Genomic DNA, 19,282 nt, shown 5'->3' with positions numbered 1-19,282 from the left:
GTCCGAGCGGCACATGCACCCGCCGCGTGCGGGACGAGGACGGGAAGCTGCCACCACGGCCCAGCCGCCGCCGTACGCCGCAGGAGCCCGAAGAGCCGCCCTGAACGGAGGGTGCGGACAGACGAGGCCCGGTACAGCCGTCCGCTTCCCGGGCAGCGGGGAACGGCAGTCGACGAGTCACAGCGACCGGACCAACCTTCCCGACAAGGTGGTCCCCGGCCGCGAATACCACGACACCACGGTGACCTACCGTCTCGCGAGCCGGCTCGACGGGAAGCAGCCGTAGGCGCCGTTCGGCCCCGGTGACCGCACGGAGCCGGGGACGGTGCGTCTGGTCCGGGCCTGTGTGGGCACGTGGAGGGGGATCAGGGGCGCAAGTGGCGAGGAGGGCGTCGTGGCCGAGCAGGTGCCGCAGGCACAGGGGAGCCGGAGTACGGAGCGTGAGGACGACCTGCTGAGCGGGCTCGCGGTGGACGACCGGCAGCCGGAGCGGCCGGTGCTGCTCGACGGCGAGGGCCGGCCGATCGAGACCTGGCGGGAGAACCACCCGTACGACCACCGGGTCGGGCGGCGCGAGTACGAGCGGACCAAACGGATCCTGCAGATCGAGCTGCTCAAGCTGCAACGCTGGGTGAAGGAGACGGGGCAGCGGATCGTCGTGGTCTGCGAAGGACGGGACGCGGCCGGCAAGGGCGGCACCATCAAGCGGTTCACCGAGCGGCTGAACCCCCGTGGGGCCCGCGTGGTGGCGCTGGACAAGCCGACCGAGCGGGAGGCGGGGCAGTGGTACTTCCAGCGGTACGTGACCCATCTGCCGGGCCGCGGTGAGATCGTCTTCTTCGACCGGTCCTGGTACAACCGGGCCGGGGTCGAACGGGTCATGGAATTCTGCACGGAGGAGGAGTACCGGCAGTTCCTCGGGCAGGCACCGCTGTTCGAGCGGCTGCTCACCGACGACGGCATCCTGCTGGTGAAGTTCTGGTTCTCGGTGTCGCGCGCCGAGCAGCGCACCCGGTTCGCCATACGGCAGGTCGACCCCGTCCGCCGCTGGAAGCTGTCCCCCACCGATCTGGACTCGCTCGACCGCTGGGACGACTACACCGCGGCCAAGGTCGACATGTTCCGGGCGACGGACACCGTGCACGCGCCCTGGACGGTCGTGAAGAACAACGACAAGCGGCGAGGCCGGCTCGAGGCGATGCGCAGCCTCCTGGACCGTTTCGACTACCCGGCCAAGGACCGCACGGCCGTGGGCGCGCCCGATCCGCTGATCGTCGGGGCGGCGGACACCCTGCTGGAGCCGGGGGAGGAACCCACCGCCCTGTCGCCGACACCGCTGGCCGGACCCGGCGGCGGACCGGGACTCCATCCGGACCCGCGGTGACGGCCGGCGCGTACCAGGACGGACGGACTCATCACGGCCACGGGCCCCCGGGGGCGGGGCTGCCCCGGGCCGGGGGCCGGCCCTCTCGGCCCCGCCCCCGCCCCCGGTCCGGCCCCGGAACGCCCCTTCCGTGACTGCGGCTAGGAATGGACGATGCGGCGTACGTTGTCGACCGAGCCGCAGCCGTCCTTCAGCCGGCGTTCGCGCTCCTCCAGGAAGGCCACTCCCAGTTCCGCGCGCCGCTCCATCGCCACGTTCTCGCGCGCGCCGTTGAGAATGGTGCGCTCCTCCTCGTCGGCGTGGTGGGTGACGGCCTCCACCAGGTCCTCCAGCTTGGAGTCCCACTCCTCGGAGCCGACCTCCGACACCTCCAGGAGTGCCAGGAGGGCCTTGTTGCCCTCGTCGTGCTCGTGCTCGCCGTGCTCGACCTCTTCGTCGTCGATGTTCTTGTACCGCTTCAGGGCGGGGTAGACCTTGGCTTCCTCGGCCAGCGCGTGGGCGATCAGGAGATCCGCGAACTCCTGGCGCGCGGCGGCCCGGTCGGCTTCGACGCTCCGCATCCGGCGGAACAGTTCCTCCATGCGCCGGTGATCCTGGAGGATGAGCTCGACGACGTCCTGTGTCTCGGCCATGGGACGGCACCACTTTCGTGCGAACGGTCAGGTCAGATCCGCCTACCCTGCCCCCTGGCGTTGATGACCTCCCGCCTTCGCGGCCCCGACGCGCCTCGGATTCAGCCCTTCAGGTACGCCAGTACCGCCAGCACCCTGCGGTTCGCTTCCGGTGACGGTCGCAGGCCCAGCTTCCCGAAGAGCGAGGCGATGTGTTTCGCCACGGCGCTCTCGCTGATGTGCAGGGTGCGGGCGATCGCCGCGTTCGAGTGGCCCTCGGCCATGCGGGCGAGGACTTCGTGCTCGCGGGCGGTCAGCGAGTGGACGCGACCGCGTTTCTCGCTGCGGGACAGGAGCTTGGCGATGACCTGGGGGTCCATGACCGTGCCGCCGGCGGCGACCGTGCGCAGGGCGTCGAGGAACTGCGCGGTGTGCGTGACCCGGTCCTTGAGGAGGTAGCCGACGGCGCCCTCCCCGCTGGCGAGCAACTCGTGGGCGTAGAGCTGGTCGACGTACTGGGAGAGGATCAGGACCGGGAGTCCGGGGCGGGTGCGGCGTGCTTCCAGCGCCGCCTTCAGTCCCTCGTCCGTGTGGGTCGGTGGCAGGCGGATGTCTATCAGCGCCACGTCCCACTCCGTGTCCGCGAGCGCCCGCCGCAGCTCCGGGCCGTTGTCCACGGACGCGACGACCTCGCAGCCGTGTTCGCGCAGGGTGCGTGTCAGACCGTCGCGGAGGAGGAAGAGGTCTTCGGCGAGGAGGACGCGCACGGGATCTCCAGGGTCGCGGTGGTCGGTCCGCCCGGCGGGCTGTGCAGGGCGAGCGTGCCGTCGAAGGTATCCAACCGGCGGCGTACGCCGAGCAGTCCGGTTCCGCGGGCCGGGTCGGCACCGCCCCGGCCGTCGTCGGTGATGCCGACGCGCAGGCACGCGCCGTCATGGGCCAGGGTGATGTCCACCCTCGTCGCCTCGGCGTGCTTGGTCGCGTTGGCGAGGAGCTCCGACACCGCGAAGTAGGCAGCCGATTCGACGGGGGAGGGCAAGCGTGGCGGGGCCGGGCACGCGGAGATCACGACGTCCAGGTGACTGTCCAGGGCCAGGGAGCGGACGGCGTCGGTCAGGCCGCGGTCGGCGAGGACCGGGGGGTGGATGCCGTGGACCAGTTCCCGCAGATCCCGCAGGGCGCGCTCGGAGGCGGCGCGGACGTCCAGGAGCAGGGCCCGGGCGGTCGCCGGGTCGGTGTCCAGCAGTCCGGTCGCCTGGTCGAGGGTCAGGCCGAGGGCCACCAGCCGTGCCTGCGCGCCGTCGTGCAGGTCGCGTTCGATACGGGTGATCTCCGCCGCGTGCGCGTCCAGGGCGGTGGCCCGGCTGTCGGTGAGCCGTGCCACCCGGCGTGCCAGCTCGACCGTGGGCGGCACGGCGAGCAGACGGTGGCCCAGACGGCCGTGCAGGCACAGGACGGAACCTGACAGGCGCAGGCCCGCCGCCATGAGGGCGAGGCCCAGCAGCAGTGCCAGCGACGCCGTCGTCGGGGAGGCGACCGGTACGAAGGCGTACCAGTTGCCGTCACCCAACTGCCGCCACACGAACGGCTGGACCAGCGCACCGAACGCCCCGAAGACGACCAGCGCCGGCGGCACCGAGGCGAGCGGGCCGCCCAGCAACGGTTCGAGCCACGCCCAGCGCAGATCCCGCCAGAAACCGTCGTCGCCGAGGATCGCGGCACTGGTGCGACGCGCGGACGTGCTCCGGGGCAGGGGGTCCGGCGGGCCGAGGTGGCGGCCGCTCCAGTGAGCGGTGCGGGTACGGCGGCGGTCGGCGACCCGGCGCAGAACGGCGGCCGCGCGGGGCAGCAGCCAGAGGCCGGGGCCGACGGGCAGGAGCAGCAGGGCGAAACCCACCAGGAACCCGGCTCCGGCCACCACGAAACCCGACAGCCCGATAAGCTGGCACCGGCCCAGCGCGACCACGTCGCCGTGCCACGACACCTTCACCCTCACGCCCCCGGGTCCCCCTCCACCGTCGGGGGGATCGTAACCGCCGTGCGCCTGCGCACCCACGCCGCCGCGACCAGCGCGGACGCCACCCCGAACAGGACCATCGGTGCCGTCCGTCCGGTCTCCTCGTCCATGAACAGGAGCATTCCGAGGTTCACCAGAGCATGGAAGGCGCCCGCCAGGAGCAGCCGTGCCATGCCGCCCGTCCCGTCCAGGGCCAGGCCCAGGACGACGGACATGGCGACGGTGGCGAGCAGGAAGCCCGCGGCGTACGCCGGGGACCGGCCCAGCACTTGCACGTGCCACAGCCCCCACACCGTGCCGACCGCCACCGACACGGGCAGCGGCCCGAACCTGGTACGCAGCAGGGGCTGCAGGAAGCACCGCCAGCCGATCTCCTCACCGCAGGCGCCGACGAGTTGCGCGACCGCGACGAGCGGGAAGGAGTGGTGCAGCGTGCGCGGGTCGGTGGCGTGGGGAGTGCCGCTGATGAGGGCGTACGGGCCCGCCGACAGCAGGATGATCAGGAAGGGCATGCAGAGAAGGGGCCAGGGGGAGGACGGCCGCCTCCGGGGCCCGCGCACCAGCCTCCACGTGGTCACCGGCCACACCACTGCGGCGACCGCTACCGCCAACGCCGGTCCGAACTGCGTGAGTTGAAGCACCTCGGCCGGGACGCCCGTCGCCGGCTGGAGGGAGCCCAATGCTCCGGCGGCCACGAACGCGAGCGTGACGTAGACCGCCGCCCGCGCTGCCGTACGCTCCGGCGGTCGCAGCGGCCCGGGCGTCCCCGTCGCCCTCGTTGCCCTGGTCGTTCGTATCGGCCCGGTCGCTCTCTTCGTCCACATGCCGTCGACGATGCCGGGTCGCCCGGCGGCGCGGACTGCACCTGGCTACCCAGAGGGGTGTACTTGAGTACACCCCGACAGGTCAGAAGGAAAAGCACTTGTGCGGGCGACGGCACCTCGGTTTGAGTGCGTGACCGTGACTGCTCTGAGCGACCTCGTACGGCCGGACCGCTACCCACGCTCGTCCGGCTACGACCCAGCCTGGCTCGTGGGTCTCGACATGGGGCCGAACCCGCTGTGGCTGCTGGAGGACCTGGCCCGGGACCTCGAACTGCGCCCCGGGATGAGCGTCCTCGACCTCGGATCCGGTAAGGGGGCCACGTCGGTGTTCCTGGCCCGTGAGTACGGCGTGGACGTCGTCGCCGCCGACTGGTGGACACCCGCGGAGGAAGCGGCGGCCGTCTTCGCCGGGGCGGGAGTCGCCGACCGGGTCCGTGCCGTGCGGGCGGAAGCGCACACCTTGCCGTTCGAACCGGAGAGCTTCGACGCCGTCGTGAGCATCGACGCCTTCGAGTACTTCGGCACCGCGGACGGCTACCTCCCCTACCTGGTGCGGTTCCTGCGCCCGGGTGGACAACTGGGCATGGCGACACCCGCCTTGACCCGGGAGGTCCGCGAACTCGGGGCGATCCCGGCCCACATCAAGAGGGTCGTCGGCTGGGAGGCCATCGCCTGGCACACGGCGCAGTGGTGGCGGTTCCAGTGGGAGATCACCGAGCTGGTGGACGTCACCTCCGCGCGCCTCCAGCCGGACGCGTGGAAGGACTGGTTGCTGTGGACGCGGGCGTGCGCGGAGCAGCGGCCGGACGGCCCCGAGGCCGGCCGACCGGTGATCGACATGCTCACCGAGGACGCCGGGAGGTTCCTCTCCTTCGCCTTGGTGACGGCACGCAGGAGGTGACCACCGGCTGGGCGTCTAGCGGGCCGGCCTCGCGGGCTTCGGCGATGACGCCGGCCCGGACACCTGGATCTCACCGCCGTCGGCGGGAACTTGGGAGGCACGGCGGAAGACGGCCCGGTAGGCGCTCGGCCGGTGGCCGGTGTGGCGGGCGAAGAGGGCGGCGAAGGTGCCGGGGTCCTGGTAGCCGACGGCCGCGGCGACGGCGGCGACGGTGCGGTCGGTGGTCTCCAGGAGATGGCGGGCGCGGCGGACCCGTGACGACTGCAGATGAGCCAGCGGACTGCGTCCGGTCTCCTCGGCGAAGCGGCGCAGCAGGGTGCGGGTGCTGACCCGGAAGGCGGCCGCGAGGCCGGCGAGGTCGTACCGCTCCGCCAGGTTCTGGTCGAGCCGCCGCATGACCTGCTGGGAGAACGCGCGGCCCGGCTGCGGCAGGAGCCGCGGGTCGACGTACGGGGTCTGGGAGGTCCGGGCGTCGTCCACCAGTGTCAGCCGGGCGGTGGTGCGGGCCACCCGGTCGCCGCTGTGCCGGCGGATCAGATCCAGTGCGAAGTCGTACATGGCGCTGAAGGCGGCCGTGGTCGTGACACCCGCCTCGGTGACGACCAGGTGCTCGGGCCGCACGTCGGTGTCCGGACAGCGCCTCGCCAGTTCGCCGGCGTGCAGCCACGAGGTGGTGGCCCGGCGCCCGGCGAGGAGCCCGGCCTCGGCGAGCAGGAACGCGCCGACGCACAGGGAGACGACGGCGGTGCCCGCGGCGGCCTGCGCGCGGATCGCCTCGACCTCGGGGCCCAGCCGGGCGAGCCGCGCGTCGAGGTCGGCGTCCGGGCGCAGTTCGAAGCCGGGGACCACGAGGACGTCCACCTCCCGCAGCGGACGCACCTCCAGACTCGCCCCGCCCGATGCGGTGACCCGGCGGCGGGGCGAGACGACGGACACCCGGTAGCCGGGCGCGTCCGGCCCGGCGACATGCGCCGCCATCGTCAACAGGTCCGGAACACCGAACACTTCGGACGCGAAGCACTCCGGGTACGCCAGCACTCCGACCCGCAGCGCACCCGGCCCGACGCCCGCACCCGAACCGTCCTGCGCCATCGATCCAGTCCCCCCTGGTGTGCCGCCGAGGCCGGGGCGCCGACCGCGTGCCCGCTCGCCCCTCGGCGTGTGGCGAGATTACCCCCGGCCCTGGCGATCCCGCCCCTGATCCGACTGCCCTCCTCGGGACCAGGCTGTCCTCATGAGCGACGACGATCCGATCACCGACTTCACCCGCCGGACCATGACCGTGGAGGGGGTGACGAAGACGGTCTACGTGGCCGGGACCGGGCCCGCGGTCGTGGTGCTGCCCGAGATGCCGGGCATCAGCCCCGACGTCCTGCGGCTCGCGCGCTGGGTGCGGGACGCCGGCTTCACCGTCCATGTGCCCTCCCTGTTCGGCACGGACGGCGCCTTCCCCACGGCCGAGGGCGGCCGGGAGGTCGTACGCCGCGCCTGTGTCAGCGCGGAGTTCCGCGCCTTCGCCGGCGGCGGAACCAGCCCGGTGACGGTCTGGCTGCGCGGCCTGGCGCGCCAGGCCCACGCCGCCTGCGGTGGGCCGGGGGTGGGCGCGATCGGCCTGTGCTTCACCGGCAACTTCGCCCTCACCATGGCCCTGGAGCCGGCGGTGATCGCCCCCGTCGTCAATCATCCGTCGCTGCCCCTGGACGACCCCGGCGGCCTCGAACTCGACGCGGCGGACGCACGGGCGGTGCGCGACCGCCTCGACCGCGACGGACTCACCGTGCTCGCCTACCGCTTCGAGGGTGACCGCTGGTGCACCGGCCGGCGCTTCGCCGCCTACCGCGCCCTGCTCGGCGACGCGTTCGACGGGCGCGTCCTGCCGGACAGCGCCGCCAACCCGGCCCCGCCGCCCTTCTTCGCCGATCTGGTCGGCACTGCGCACAGTGTCGTCACCGCGCACCTCGTCGACGAGGCCGGTCACCCCACGGTCCGGGCCCGCGACGAGATCCTCGCCTTCCTCACCGGCCGCCTCCACCCGCGGTGAGGCGCCCCGCGCTCCGCTCCGACGGCTGTGCGCCGGGCCTGTTCAGCGCAGTACGGCCGCCAACAGGTCCGTGCCCAGCGCCGCCAGGTCGGGCACGTTGAGGGTGTGACGGACGTAGCGGCCCTGCCGTCGGGCGGTGAGGAGGCCTGCCCGGCGCAGGACGGCCAGATGGCGGGAGACCTCCGGCGGCGAGAGTTCCCAGGCGTGGGCCAACTCACCGGTGGTGTGCGGGCCACGGGCCAGTGTGCGCAGCAGCCGCAGCCGTACCGGATGGGAGAGCGCCTCCAGCCGGAGCGTCACCGTTTCCAGCGGAACGGGCTCCGAGGGAGCCGGCTCGGCCACGGCGTACTGCACCACCGGATGCCAGCCGGGCGCGTGGACCGCCACCAGGTGCGGCCGGCCGAAGACACTGGGGATGAAGGTGACCCCACCGCCCTGGGCGGCGGTCGCCTTGTCCTGCAGCTTGTCCACGACGATGCAGTCACCGTCCGCCGCCAGGGTGACCGCCCCGGAGACCGAGGCGAGTGCCGCCGCCAGACCCTGGCGCCTCAGCAGGTCGTTCTTCAGGCGCAGGTCGGTGGCGAGGCGCACGGCGGCCGTCGTCCACGCGGCGTCGAAGAAGGCCGGGGCGCACTGTTCCAGGGTGTCGCGCACCCGCGCCCGGACCGCGGCCGGGTCCGCGAGCAGCCGTTCCGCGAACGCCTCCTGCAGCGCGCCGCGGGCCTGGGCCACCTCCAGGGCGCGCTCGCGCGCGGTCGCGTCGGTGAGCGGGGAAGTACCCGCGAAGTGCACCCGGTTGCTGCCGCACGTGGTGACGAGCGCCGCGGTCACATACCTCTCGTCGTCGATCCGGTCCACGTCGTCCAGCTCCTCGACGAGGGTCGGCCGGGGCCGGCCGGGGATCAGGAAGTCGGCCTGCGAGGAACGCCACAGGAACTCCGCCTCCCTGAGCCGCTCGGCCAGCTCCGGCGGCAGTGCGGCCCAGACGTCACCGGCCCAGTCGGCGAGCTGCGGATGATGTCCGGGTTCGGCCAGCACATGCAGCATCGCGGTCAGCTCGGCCAGCGGGGACGCGGCGAACCGCACCCGCTCGCCCGACAGGCCGCTGATGTCGATCCTCAACGTCATCCCCTCATCATCCCGGCCCCGGCCGCGGTCGCCGTCGTCGGTTGACGGTTCCCGTCAACCGACGTGCCCGCCGGTGCGGTGGTCCGCACCGTCTGACCCATGACGACCACCACCAAGATCCGGCCCCGCGCGCTCGTCCGCGCCTCCGGAGGTCCCCGCTACGCCCTCGCCCTGGCCGTGGACGCGCTCGGTACCGGCCTGCTGCGACCGTTCCTGCTCCTGTACGGCGTGACGGTGCTCGAGCTGTCCGCACCGGCCACCGGCACCGCCATGACGGCCGGTGTCGTCGCGGGCCTGGTGTGTGTGCCCGCGGTGGGCCGATGGCTGGACCGGGGCGCACGCAGCACGGTCGTGGCGGCGTCGATGCTGGTGCGGGTGCTCGGCGTGGCGCTGCTGCTGGCCACCCCGGCGGGGCACGTCTGGCCGTTCGCCGCGGCGGCGCTCTTCCTCGGTATCGGCAACCAGTCCTGGCCCGCCGCCCACGCGGCACTCGTGGCCACGGTCGCCCACGGCCGGGAGCGCGACACCGCGCTCGCGGCGGCCCGCGCCCTGCGCAACGCCGCGCTGGGTGTCGGGGCCCTCATCGCCACCGTGACCCTGGCGGGCGGCACCACCGCCCTGCGGGCGCTGGCGGCCGTCACCGGGCTCGCCTACCTCGGCGCGGCGAGCCTGGCCTGGTCGGTACAGCTGCGCGCGCGTCCGGCCGGCTCCCCGGGCGAGGAGGCCGCTACCGGTCCCACGCCCCGGATGCGGGCGCTGCTCGCCGCCAACGTGATCTACGTCTTCTGCCTCAACGTCCCCGAGATCGCCCTCCCGCTCGTCCTGGTGACACAACTGCACGCGTCCCCGGTGTGGTCGGCGGCGATATTCGTCGCCAACACGGTGCTGGTGGTCACCCTGCAGGTGCCGGTCACGGTCCTGCTGTCCCGGGTCCGCCGGCGGACGGCGCTCGCTCTCGCCGGCGTGCTCCTCACCGCCTCCTACCTCGGCTTCCTCGCCGCCACCTCACTCGGCCACGGCTGGGGTGCCCCGGCCGTGGCCGCGGTGTCCGTGCTCTGCACGATCGGCGAGATCGTCTACGCCGGCAGCGCCACCGCCCTCGTCACCCACCTCGCCCCCGCCCATGCCCTGGGGCGTGTCCTCGCCCGCTTCGAACTCTCCACGGGCTTCGGCCTCGCCGTCTCCCCGGCGGCCATCACCGCCCTCGCGCCCCACGGCCCGGCCGCCCTGTGGGGCAGCCTCGCCGCCACGACACTCCTGTCCGCCGCAGCCGTCGCCGCCGAGTCGTGAGGGGACCCGGTCGCCGACGCGCGGCGTCGGTGTCAGCGGGCGAAGACGTCAGCGAACTTGCGGCCTTCGACCACCGGAAACGCGAAGTCGGTCGCGTTGAAGGCGGTCGCGGACGACGTCGTCAGGCCCGAGGTCGTACCGCGCAGCACCCACGCCGCCCCGTCGTCGTACCCTCCGGGCACCACGTCCTCGCCGAACGCGCCGACCGCCAGGTCCGCCCTGCCGTTGCCGTTGATGTCGCGCAGCCGCAGCGAGGAGCCGAAGTGGTCGCCCGCTTCGGCGGCGCCCGGTACGCCCGGTGTGGCCTGGTGGAAGGACTGGGCCCCGCTCGTGGTCAGCCCGGTCGAACCGCCCTTGAGCAGGACGACGTCCCCGACGTTCCGGTGGCCGTCCACGTCCTCGTACGAAGCGCCGACCGCGACGTCCGCGTAGCCGTCGCCGGTCGCGTCGCCCACCGCGACCGCGGCGCCGAAGTCGTCGCCGCTCTCGTCGGTGCCCGGCACGCCGGGGCTGGCCTGGGTGTACGTCCGGCCCGTGGCGGGCAGCCCGGCCGCCCTGCCGTAGCGCACGGTGAACGAGCCGCCCTTGCCCAGGTTCTCGTTGCCGGTGACCAGGTCGTCGTATCCGTCGTGGTTGATGTCGCCCGCCGCGACGGCCCGGCTCCAGACGGTCCCGCCCGCGGCGCCGCTCTCGGCGAGCACCGAGTAGGAGGAGCCGATGTCGCCCGGACCGCCGCGGAGAAGACCCAGGTAGCTGCTGGTCGAGAAGCCGTCGCTGGCCACGCGCTGGCCGTGCAGGACGAAGTCGCTGCCGTCGGTGCCGGAGAAGTGTCCGGCGACGACACCGTCCAGGCGTACGCCCTCGGGCAGGAATCCCACCTCCGGTGCCAGCGCGCCGTCCTGGGTGGGCTTCCCCTCGCCGTACCACCAGAAGGTGTCGGCACCGACGACGACCAGGTTCCCGGCACCGTCGCCGTCCAGGTCCGCGAAGGCGGCTCCCGACCCGAACCCGTAGGCCTCGGCGGTCGGCGCGGTGAGCACGGTGCCGCCGGACGTGAACGGTTTCGCGCCGCCCCAGACGATCGTCACCGATCCCCCCGGCTTGCCCGCGACCTGCTCGTACGGTGCCCCGACGATCAGATCGGCGTAGCCGTCCCCGTTGACGTCACCACTGGTGACGTTCGCGCCGAACTGGTCCACGGACTCCGAGGTCCCCGGCACGCCCGGGGTGTTCTGGGTGATGTTCACCGACCGCGCGGGGCTGACCCCGGACGCCGAACCGAACAGAACGGTGACCGTCCCGCCGCCCGCCTTGGGCGTGCCGATGGCCAGATCGCGATACCCGTCGCCGTTGAAGTCGTCCGACAGTCCGGAGGGCGCCGCCACGGCGGCGGGAGCGCTCAGCCCCGCCACGGCAAGGGCGGCGGCCACGACGACGGCGTAGGTACTGATGCGCAAGGTGATGCTCCTGTCAGTGATCCCAAGTCTCAGCGACGTACGACGACCGCGGTGACCAAAGGGTTGTACGCGCGGGGTGCGCGGATCTCCCGTGCGGTGCGCTGCGACGATCGCCGCGAGGCCAACTGCCATTGCAACCACTGGCGTTGTCCGTGAGTCTCATCTCGTGACGGTGAGTGGAGGCGCACGTGGACGAGCGCGAGCCCATGCTGAACGGCGACCCGGACGAGCGCGCTCCCCTCTTCGGGTGGCAGGCACCGGCGGTCGCCCTCGCCATCGTGGTGTGGATGGCTTTCGAACCGCCCGTGCCGTTGTGGCTCTATGTCCTCTGCTGGGCCGCCGCGCTGGCCGCGGCGGACGGTGCCGCCCGGCTGCTGCGTCACCGGGATCCTGCCGGTCACCGGGATCCTGTCCGTCGCCGGGCCGGCCGTATGCCCGCCCCGAAGGCCCCGAACGCCCCGAGCGCCCCGAACCACCGCGTGGCGCACCTGCCCCGGCCGGGCCCTGACTCGTGGCTCCTGGACCCTCGTTGGACCAAGGCCCGAACGGCCGCAGCGGGATTCCTGGTCTTCGCCGCCCTCGCCGGAGTCCTGGGATGGAAGGCCGCGCAGGAGTACCGGATGCTGGCGGCCCTCCGCGACCAGGGCAGCCGGACCGAAGCCACCGTGGTCGAGGTCACCGGTCGCACGGAGGAAGGCCGGCCGACCGCCGTGACCGTCCGGTTCGGCACACCGTCCGGCCCCGTCCAGGCCGATGTGGATGTCACGGGCGGCTCGGCGAGCGGGGCGAAGCCGGGAGCGCGGATACCCGTCGCGTACGACCCGGCGCATCCCACCCGGGTCGTCCAGGCCGACCACCTCGACGGACGTGAAGCCGAGGGCATGCGCGAGGGCTCGATCGTGATCGGGCTGCTCGCCGCGGGTTTCCTGGTCGGAGCCACGTGCGAGGCCGTACGCGCCAAACGGCGAACGGACGCCGACAAGGCACCGCCTGACCACCGAACCTGAACCACGGCCCCCATGTGGGTCGGGCGGCCCGGCCGCCCGACCCGCCCGCAGGCGCCCCGGGAACCGTCCGCCCCCTGTGGCCGTCTTGTGCGCTGACTGTGCACGAAGCAGGGGGGACGTTGTGACGCGGAACATGACGAAGGCCGGTCTGACGGCGGTGGCCGTGGCGACGGTGCTCGGAGCCTCGGCCTGTGGCGGGGAGGGCGGTACGGCGGCCCGGGGGAGCGACGGTAAGCCCGCCGCGCACGGGAAGGCGGAGTCCGGGACGCGATCCGGGAACGACGCGGCGTCCGGTTCGTCGTCGAAGTCCGCCGCAGCCGTGGTGAAGACGTCGGGGCTCGCGCGGACCGCGGCGTCGCCCGTCACCCGGAAGGTGCCGTGGAACCTGGACGTCCTGGACCAGCGGGCGCGGCCGCTGAACGGCAGGCTCACCACCACCGCCACGGGCAAGGGCGTGCACGTCTATGTGATCGACACCGGAATGGACATCGGTCACCAGGAGTTCGGCGGACGGGCCCACCTCGGCGCCGACTTCGTCGGCCCCAAGGACTCCGGTGACTGCTTCAGCGAGGCGGGGACCGGCCACGGCACGTTCGTCGCGGGGATCATCGGCGGAGCGAAGTACGGAGTGGCGCCCCGAGCCGACCTCGTTCGGGTTCAGGGAATCGTGTGCGAGAGCGACGGCGGCGGCTCCCCGGCGCAGGCCGAGGCGGCCCTGGTGAAGTCGGTCAAGTGGGTCACCGCGCACGCGCAGCGGCCCGCGGTGGTGAACATGTCACTCAACCTCGACCACCGGTCGGCGGCACTCGAGTCCGCCGTGAAGAAGATGGTCGACGCCGGACTCCCCACCGTGGTGTCGGCCGGCAACTTCCACGACGACGCCTGCAAGCACTCCCCGGCCGGGGTCCCCGGCACGATCGTCGTGGCGGCCTCCACCTCGAACGACCGCCCGTGGAGCGACGGCGGCTCCTACGGATCGGGCTACGGACGCTGCGTGGACCTGTACGCCCCCGGCCAGAAGGTGACCGCCGCGCTCGCCGGCGGCGGTACGACGACGGAGGACGACGGCGCCACGTCCTGGGCCGCCCCGCACGCGACCGGCGTGATCGCGCTGTACCTGTCGGCACATCCCCACGCCACGGCCAAGCAGGTCCACGTCTGGCTCGACCACACGGCCACCCGGGGTGTCCTGCGCGGTGTCCGCTCCGACACGCCCAACCGGCTGCTGAACACGGGCGGCCTCTGACCTTCCCCGGCCACGACGGCCGTACGGCCAACGGGCACGCGGGGGAGGAGCACCTGCGACCCACCCCCCCCGGCCGTTCCCGTTCCCTCCTGCCCCGGCCCGCCCCTCCACCGTGAGGGGCGGGCCGCCGGCGTTTCCGGCCGACCGGGCGGCCGCCAGAACGGAAGGTTGCGCATGGGCTCGGACCGTGCCGCGGCGGCCGTCCTGGACCGGTTCCTCGCCCTGTGCGGATCCACCGACACGGCGAGCTGCGCCTTCTCCGCCGGCAGCCCGAAAGCCACCCGCGACGGGTACGACCAGCTGATGCGGCGGCGGCGACAGCCCCCACTCCTCACCAACCCCAGCAGCTGCGTGAAGACGTACGAGAGCCGGTACCTGATTGACGGCACCGTTCTGCCGCCCGGAACGATCTGTCGGCAGGACGAGCCCCCTTCCCGGCACCCAACCCGGTCGGCGGCATGGCCACCGGAGGCGGCGGCCTGGCGGCCGCCACCTCCTGAGCCGGTCACAGCACTCCGCCGAGGGTGTCACCGGCACCACCCCCGATCCGGTGTCCAGGCCCAGGGACGTCGGCCGCGACCGACGGCAGGCTGGACACGTCGGCGAACGGACCGACGCGCATCCCAGGCACGGACTCGGGGGAACTCCCATGAACGAACGCTTCGTCAGGCGCCTGACCGGCGTCTCCGGCATCGTGACCGCCGCCGCCCTCATCGTCGAAGTGCCCTTGTACTTCGTCTACTCGGGCCCGCCGCCGGACGCCAACGTGCTGACCAGGCTGCTGCTCGGCATCGTCGGCATCACCTCGCTGGCCGTCTTCGTCACCTCGTTCCGGGAGCTCGTCAGACTCGCCCGGCCCGACTACGAGTGGGCCGGCTCGATGGCATCCGCCCTCGGCCTGGTGTACACGGCGATCGCCCTGGTCTCGACCGGATTGGAGGCCGGTGCGGTGATCGCCGCCGACCGTCCGGTCGATCCGACCATCACGGTCAGCGGCACCTACATCCTCTACGGCACGATCTCCCGGCTGTTGCTGGCCCTGTTCCTGGCCACCCTGGGACTCGTCGTCTGCCGTACCGACCTGCTGCCCCGCTGGGTCGGCCGCTCCGCCTACGTCCTCGCGGGGGTCAACCTGGTCTTCGTACCGTCCCTGTTCTTCGGCAACACCCCGGCCCACTTCTACGCGGCCAACGGCTGGGGCACCACCGCTCTCATGGGGGCGCTCCTCAGCTACTGGCTGCTGGCCGTCGGCATCTCGACCTACCGCAGCTCCACCCGCCGCCAGGTCGTGGCCGCTTCCGGTGACCGCTGACGATAGCCGGCCCCGGCAGCCTCAGGGGGTCAGGCGGGTGGCGAGGCCGTGGTAGCCGTGATCGTGGAGGCGGGCCGCCGAGACGGGGAAGTAGCTCTTGTCCGCCACGACTCCAAGACCTTCGACCATGCGGTTCATGAAGTTGAACAGCGCGCCGACCATCACCGCGTCGTACAGGGCCCGTTCGTCCCAGCCGGCCGCGTAGACCGCTTCGGCGTCCGCCGGGGTGAGCAGGGCCGGGGTCCGGGTGAGGATGCCGAGATAGCGCAGCACGGGCTTGAGCTTCTCGTCGACCTCGGCACTGTCCAGATCGGCGAGTGCGTCGGCCAGCAGCCCCTCGGGAACGCCGAAGGCCTCCGCGGTCGCGGTGTGAATGCCGTGGCAATATGTGCAGTCGTTGAGGCCGGAGACGTACGCCGCCATCAATTCGCGTTCGGCGACGGTGAAGGGCGACTCCTCCCGGAGGACCGACTCGTGGAGCTCCAGGAGCGGCCGCGAGGTGCGCGGGTAGGCCTCGAAGACCTGGAGGAGCGCCGAGTCCGCGGGCAGGGACTTCAGGTAGGTCATGGTGCCGTCATCTCTCCATGGGCCGGGCACTGGGCCAGCCGGTCGATCTCGTTCCTGCGCAGCCAGCACGCCGCCAGGTGGGCGGAGGTGGCGGGGCCGGGGTCGCCCAGATCGCAGTGGGCGAACATGCGCAGCGTGTCCTTCCACGCCTTGCGCAGGGCGGCGGGCGGCGATGCCGGTCCGACGGCGGCGGCCAACGCCGGACGGGTCTCGCGCCAGCGCTGCGCACCGGCCTCGACAAGGGCCTCGAAGGTCATGGTCGCCCGTACCCCGTGCTTGATCCGGTCCACGGCGATGAGGACCTGCGCCGGGTCGTCGGCGAGGGCCGCAAGGCCCAGGCCGGCGAGGAGGCGTTCGGCCTCCAGCCCCATCAGCAGCACACCGGTCTCGGTCGTACCGGACTCGTCGACCGGGGTCAGGGAGAAGCGGGTGTCGAATGATGCGTCGAAGTCAGACACCGGCCATCACCCTGCCGTCGGTGCTGCGCCTGCCGGAACTCTGCGCAAGGCCGACGGCGACCGCCGTGGCCACCCGGGCCGTCGCGACGCGGTGGCCGTCGATGTTGCGGGCCGCGGGACCCAGCACCATGCCGGCGGCGGCGCCGACCGCGAAGACGCGCGGCGCGTTGCGGAAGGCAAGGGTCTTCTCGTCGAGGTCGGGCCAGCCGTCACGCGCCGCGGTCATACCCGCGGGCAGCAACCGGTCGCCGGTGGAGACGGCCGTGCCGAGAGCCAGTACGGCGTGGTCGGTGACCACGCGCTCGCCGTCGGAGAGGCGGACGGCCACCCGTCCGGCGCGCTCGGGCAGCAGCCCGGTGACCGCGCGGCCACGGTGGACGATCAGCCGGCCGTCGGCCTCGGCGGCCTGCATCCGCGGGCGGAACTCGAACATGACGGACGCCCTGCGCTGGCCGCCCATCAGGGTCAGGCGGTCCTCCCAGCTCGTCCCGTCGAAGCGGGCCCGGCCCTCGGCGCGGAAGAACGACGCGTTGACGTCGGCGCACTGGTAGCGCTCCTCGGCGGCCCGCACGATCCAGTGGACGCGCTTGCCGTCACTGAGGGCGTTAGCGATCAGGTGGGCGGCGCTCAGCCCGGCGCCGATGACGGTGAGGTGTTCGGCGTCCTCGGGTACGGGCTCGTCCCAGTAACTGACGCCGGGCGGAACGGAGTCACCCTCCCACCAGTCGCTGGGGGCGGCACGGCGTTCCTCGCCGAGGCAGAGGATGGCGTAGGGCGCGACGACCGAGACGCCGTCGGCGTGCACCGTGACCGCGTCGGCGGTGGGCCGGACGCCCCGGACGTCGGCCCGCCACGTGCGCTCGTCCACGTGGTGGAGCGTGGCCACGTGCCGGCAGTAGGCCTCGAACACGTCGACGGGCACCACGGAGCGGTGGCCCGCCTGGGCCATGCGGATCTCCCGGCGTTCCACCGGGGTGAGCCGGGACCAGTTCAGCCGGGCGAAGTCGAGCAGCTCGCAGTCGCGGTAGCCCTCGACTCCGGGGTGGTGCTCGTACGGCGAGCGCAGCACGCGCTGCTTGAGCGTGTCGATGCGGTCGAAGAACCGGCCGCAGGGCCGTCCGTCGCGGTCGAGCAGGACGACGTCGTGGACGCCGAGGTGCCACAGCGCGGAGGCCGTGGCGAGGCCGGCCGGGCCGGCGCCGACGATGACGACGTCGGCGGTGGCGGGCACCTCGTCCGCGCCGGCCGGCCGGGGAGCGCTGACGGGGGCCGGGGCCCAGTCACGGCCGCGGGGCGAGTCGAGCAGGTGGGGCTCGGGAACGAAGGTGGTCACCCGATGACCGTCACCGGAACGATGATCTCGATGACCGGGCGCTGGGGCAGTCCCTCGGCCACGAGGCGGTCGAGGGTCTTCGCCGCCGCCTCCGGGCTGTCGGTGGCCACGGGGGTGTACCGGGAGTACGAGTACGTGGGCCTGCGGCCGACGGTCTCCAGCGAGTACATCTTCACCACCGCCTCACCGGGGCGCACTTCACCGCCGTAGAAGGTCAGGCGACGCTGGTCGGGGGTGATGAAGGACTTCGAGAACTGTCGTGACATCACGAGGGTGTCGGCGTCGTTCACGAAGACGGAGTCCTCGTCCGTGGCGGCCTGCATGGCGACCCACGTACGGTCGGTCAGGTTGGTCTCGGACTTGACCACCTGCCAGCGTCCGGGCTCGGGAAGATTGACGCACACCGAGACATCGTGGTCGACCGTGTCGATGGCTCCGGAAATCATCAGCACACGGCGTCGCACGTCGGCGACCCCGGCCATTTGAATATCGCGAGCCCGCACTCGCGAAGAAACATCTATCCCCGACACTTCCAGCGACGGCATTGGATCTCTCCGAATTCTTGACAGGGACCTCTGGTGTCACAAGTGGGACCGAGATTTTCACAGGCCCCACACCCTGTCAAGCATGCTTGTGCGAAGGGTAGTTGGATGTTCGACAACTGGCCGGGGCGAAGATCGGTCGAGTAACCGCCGTCACGCCGCCCGACCGGTCTCGAGGTCGATTCCCGGTGTTTCGCCGACGGGTCCGACGTAGGCGATCTCGAACATGTCGAAGTCGCGGATGCGGATCTTCAGGACGAGACCCTGCCGTAACCGGACGAAGAACTCCTGCGGCTGCGAGGCGACTTCGGCCGTGGAGTGCGTCCTGAAGACCGTCCTGTCGACGACGGCGAACAGCGCCTGGTGCACGGCGTTCTTCTCGATCTGGTTCGCCGTGCCGGACCACTGCTCCAGCAGGTCCCAGCCCGCGACGAGCCGGAACGCCGGGCGTCGGGCTCCAGCGGCCTGGGTGCCGGGCTCCAGCTCCGAGCGACGCAGGGACTGGAAATCCGCTTCGAGGGGGCGCCCCAGCAGAGAGCAGGCAAGGCGCAGTTGGCTCCGCACCGAGGGCGCGGCCCGGTGGCGCAGCACGGCGCGCAGAATGCGCTCGGCCGTCCAGCTGTCACCGAGGCCGAGGTACCGTAGGGCCTGATCATGGAGGAAGTCCACCTCGTCCTCGCTGAGTTGCGCGCGGGAGCGGGCCAGGTGATCGATGCGCAGTTCCCGTCCCGAGACCGTGGCCGAAAGCTGCTCCTCGGAGTTGGCGAGTTCTTCCCTGCGGATGTCGACCAGGCCTTCGGACTGATCGGCGAGCGTGGCGAAGAACTCCCGGCTGCCGTCGTCGAGCAGGTCGGCGTCGATCACGTCGATGCGACACGGTCCCACCTGCTTCAACCAGGCGCGGCCCACCTCGCGGAAGCTACGGATCACGTGCTCGTGATGGAACAGGCGGAGACGGTCGGGGGGCAGTCGGCGGACAGCGTCGACGCGCCCCTCCTGGTCCCCGGGCGTGGCGCTCGCCGGGTCGTCGGGCGCTATCAGCTTCAGCCCGACGCGGGCCGGCCGCGGCCAGGCGGCGGTGACGCCCGCACCCATCAGAGCCCGCACGGGCAGGAATCCGATCATGCCGCTTTCGGCTCGCACGGTGAAGTGCCGCATCTGTAC

19 protein-coding genes are annotated in these 19,282 nt (G+C 72.5%); 7 read left to right on the top strand and 12 right to left on the bottom strand.

Annotated features, from left to right (window positions below; translation table 11 throughout):
* Window positions 1-394 precede the first annotated feature (394 nt).
* Entirely contained in the window at window positions 395-1,384 is a 990-nt protein-coding gene (gene ppk2, locus N8I86_RS01340; protein ID WP_263276823.1) for a polyphosphate kinase 2, read from the top strand.
* Between the two features lie 140 nt (window positions 1,385-1,524).
* Here the strand turns inward: ppk2 and N8I86_RS01335 are convergent, their stop codons facing one another.
* From N8I86_RS01335 to N8I86_RS01320, 4 genes are all read right to left on the bottom strand, one after another.
* Window positions 1,525-2,016: a hemerythrin domain-containing protein gene (locus N8I86_RS01335; RefSeq protein ID WP_123439315.1), complete on the bottom strand. Its 492-nt coding sequence runs from the start codon at window positions 2,014-2,016 to the stop codon at window positions 1,525-1,527.
* Window positions 2,017-2,117: 101 nt separating this feature from the next.
* A complete protein-coding gene (locus tag N8I86_RS01330) occupies window positions 2,118-2,762 on the bottom strand; it encodes a response regulator transcription factor (RefSeq protein WP_073896286.1) in 645 nt (214 codons plus the stop codon).
* A complete protein-coding gene (locus N8I86_RS01325; protein WP_263276822.1) occupies window positions 2,714-3,991 on the bottom strand; it encodes a sensor histidine kinase in 1,278 nt (425 codons plus the stop codon). Before N8I86_RS01325 ends, N8I86_RS01330 begins: the two co-directional genes overlap by 49 nt.
* Window positions 3,988-4,524 carry a CPBP family intramembrane glutamic endopeptidase gene (locus tag N8I86_RS01320; RefSeq protein ID WP_263276821.1) on the bottom strand — a complete coding sequence of 179 codons (537 nt, stop codon included), beginning with the start codon at window positions 4,522-4,524 and terminating at the stop codon, window positions 3,988-3,990. Before N8I86_RS01320 ends, N8I86_RS01325 begins: the two co-directional genes overlap by 4 nt.
* Before the next feature lie 442 nt (window positions 4,525-4,966).
* Between N8I86_RS01320 and N8I86_RS01315 the strand changes: the two genes are divergently transcribed.
* A complete protein-coding gene (locus tag N8I86_RS01315) occupies window positions 4,967-5,737 on the top strand; it encodes an SAM-dependent methyltransferase (protein ID WP_263276820.1) in 771 nt (256 codons plus the stop codon).
* Between the two features lie 15 nt (window positions 5,738-5,752).
* Here N8I86_RS01315 and N8I86_RS01310 read toward each other — a convergent pair whose 3' ends face one another.
* Window positions 5,753-6,829, bottom strand: coding sequence for a GlxA family transcriptional regulator (locus N8I86_RS01310; protein ID WP_263276819.1), 1,077 nt, complete (start codon window positions 6,827-6,829; stop codon window positions 5,753-5,755).
* 142 nt (window positions 6,830-6,971) lie between these two features.
* Between N8I86_RS01310 and N8I86_RS01305 the strand changes: the two genes are divergently transcribed.
* Window positions 6,972-7,778 (top strand): dienelactone hydrolase family protein, encoded by an 807-nt coding sequence (locus N8I86_RS01305; RefSeq protein WP_263276818.1) that lies wholly within the window; start codon window positions 6,972-6,974, stop codon window positions 7,776-7,778.
* Window positions 7,779-7,820: 42 nt separating this feature from the next.
* Here N8I86_RS01305 and N8I86_RS01300 read toward each other — a convergent pair whose 3' ends face one another.
* On the bottom strand, window positions 7,821-8,906 hold the full coding sequence (locus tag N8I86_RS01300) for a helix-turn-helix domain-containing protein (protein ID WP_073896294.1): 1,086 nt from the start codon (window positions 8,904-8,906) through the stop codon (window positions 7,821-7,823).
* 99 nt (window positions 8,907-9,005) lie between these two features.
* On the opposite strand from N8I86_RS01300, the gene N8I86_RS01295 reads away from it, so the two are divergent.
* The gene (locus tag N8I86_RS01295) at window positions 9,006-10,196 is read left to right on the top strand and encodes an MFS transporter (protein WP_263276817.1); all 1,191 of its coding nucleotides are present in this window, start codon (window positions 9,006-9,008) and stop codon (window positions 10,194-10,196) included.
* Window positions 10,197-10,228: 32 nt separating this feature from the next.
* Here N8I86_RS01295 and N8I86_RS01290 read toward each other — a convergent pair whose 3' ends face one another.
* Window positions 10,229-11,653 carry a VCBS repeat-containing protein gene (locus N8I86_RS01290; protein ID WP_263276816.1) on the bottom strand — a complete coding sequence of 475 codons (1,425 nt, stop codon included), beginning with the start codon at window positions 11,651-11,653 and terminating at the stop codon, window positions 10,229-10,231.
* A 188-nt stretch (window positions 11,654-11,841) separates the two neighbouring features.
* Here N8I86_RS01290 and N8I86_RS01285 point away from each other — a divergent pair, with 188 nt between their 5' ends.
* The 3 genes from N8I86_RS01285 (at window position 11,842) to N8I86_RS01275 (ending at window position 15,218) form a co-directional block, all read left to right on the top strand.
* Entirely contained in the window at window positions 11,842-12,660 is an 819-nt protein-coding gene (locus N8I86_RS01285; protein ID WP_263276815.1) for a DUF3592 domain-containing protein, read from the top strand.
* Between the two features lie 133 nt (window positions 12,661-12,793).
* Window positions 12,794-13,906, top strand: a complete 1,113-nt coding sequence (locus tag N8I86_RS01280; RefSeq protein WP_263276814.1) for a S8 family peptidase — start codon at window positions 12,794-12,796, stop codon at window positions 13,904-13,906.
* A gap of 649 nt (window positions 13,907-14,555) precedes the next feature.
* Window positions 14,556-15,218, top strand: a complete 663-nt coding sequence (locus N8I86_RS01275; RefSeq protein WP_263276813.1) for a hypothetical protein — start codon at window positions 14,556-14,558, stop codon at window positions 15,216-15,218.
* 21 nt (window positions 15,219-15,239) lie between these two features.
* Here N8I86_RS01275 and N8I86_RS01270 read toward each other — a convergent pair whose 3' ends face one another.
* From N8I86_RS01270 to N8I86_RS01250, 5 genes are all read right to left on the bottom strand, one after another.
* Window positions 15,240-15,785, bottom strand: a complete 546-nt coding sequence (locus N8I86_RS01270; protein WP_263276812.1) for a carboxymuconolactone decarboxylase family protein — start codon at window positions 15,783-15,785, stop codon at window positions 15,240-15,242.
* The gene (locus N8I86_RS01265; protein ID WP_263276811.1) at window positions 15,782-16,243 is read right to left on the bottom strand and encodes a DUF6187 family protein; all 462 of its coding nucleotides are present in this window, start codon (window positions 16,241-16,243) and stop codon (window positions 15,782-15,784) included. The genes N8I86_RS01270 and N8I86_RS01265 overlap by 4 nt, the downstream gene beginning before the upstream one ends.
* Window positions 16,236-17,576, bottom strand: coding sequence for an FAD/NAD(P)-binding protein (locus tag N8I86_RS01260; protein WP_263276810.1), 1,341 nt, complete (start codon window positions 17,574-17,576; stop codon window positions 16,236-16,238). The genes N8I86_RS01265 and N8I86_RS01260 overlap by 8 nt, the downstream gene beginning before the upstream one ends.
* The gene (locus tag N8I86_RS01255) at window positions 17,573-18,022 is read right to left on the bottom strand and encodes a DUF6423 family protein (protein ID WP_263276809.1); all 450 of its coding nucleotides are present in this window, start codon (window positions 18,020-18,022) and stop codon (window positions 17,573-17,575) included. Before N8I86_RS01255 ends, N8I86_RS01260 begins: the two co-directional genes overlap by 4 nt.
* 249 nt (window positions 18,023-18,271) lie before the next feature.
* A complete protein-coding gene (locus N8I86_RS01250; protein WP_263276808.1) occupies window positions 18,272-19,243 on the bottom strand; it encodes a DUF6235 family protein in 972 nt (323 codons plus the stop codon).
* Window positions 19,244-19,282: the final 39 nt, after the last annotated feature.

Origin of the sequence: Streptomyces albidicamelliae (genome assembly GCF_025642175.1) — a bacterium.
Taxonomy (GTDB): Bacteria; Actinomycetota; Actinomycetes; order Streptomycetales; family Streptomycetaceae; genus Streptomyces; species Streptomyces albidocamelliae.
The sequence above is the reverse complement of the archived record's forward strand: the minus strand, read 5'-3'. Positions and strand labels throughout refer to the sequence as shown.

What these genes read in the sequence shown, in the direction of transcription:
- N8I86_RS01335 (WP_123439315.1), bottom strand. Translation starts at nt 2,016, where the DNA reads ATGGCCGAGACACAGGACGTCGTCGAGCTCATCCTCCAGGATCACCGG.
- N8I86_RS01320 (WP_263276821.1), bottom strand. Translation starts at nt 4,524, where the DNA reads ATGCCCTTCCTGATCATCCTGCTGTCGGCGGGCCCGTACGCCCTCATC.
- N8I86_RS01310 (WP_263276819.1), bottom strand. Translation starts at nt 6,829, where the DNA reads ATGGCGCAGGACGGTTCGGGTGCGGGCGTCGGGCCGGGTGCGCTGCGG.
- N8I86_RS01305 (WP_263276818.1), top strand. Translation starts at nt 6,972, where the DNA reads ATGAGCGACGACGATCCGATCACCGACTTCACCCGCCGGACCATGACC.
- N8I86_RS01300 (WP_073896294.1), bottom strand. Translation starts at nt 8,906, where the DNA reads ATGACGTTGAGGATCGACATCAGCGGCCTGTCGGGCGAGCGGGTGCGG.
- N8I86_RS01295 (WP_263276817.1), top strand. Translation starts at nt 9,006, where the DNA reads ATGACGACCACCACCAAGATCCGGCCCCGCGCGCTCGTCCGCGCCTCC.
- N8I86_RS01280 (WP_263276814.1), top strand. Translation starts at nt 12,794, where the DNA reads ATGACGAAGGCCGGTCTGACGGCGGTGGCCGTGGCGACGGTGCTCGGA.
- N8I86_RS01275 (WP_263276813.1), top strand. Translation starts at nt 14,556, where the DNA reads ATGAACGAACGCTTCGTCAGGCGCCTGACCGGCGTCTCCGGCATCGTG.
- N8I86_RS01270 (WP_263276812.1), bottom strand. Translation starts at nt 15,785, where the DNA reads ATGACCTACCTGAAGTCCCTGCCCGCGGACTCGGCGCTCCTCCAGGTC.
- N8I86_RS01255 (WP_263276809.1), bottom strand. Translation starts at nt 18,022, where the DNA reads ATGATTTCCGGAGCCATCGACACGGTCGACCACGATGTCTCGGTGTGC.
- N8I86_RS01250 (WP_263276808.1), bottom strand. Translation starts at nt 19,243, where the DNA reads ATGATCGGATTCCTGCCCGTGCGGGCTCTGATGGGTGCGGGCGTCACC.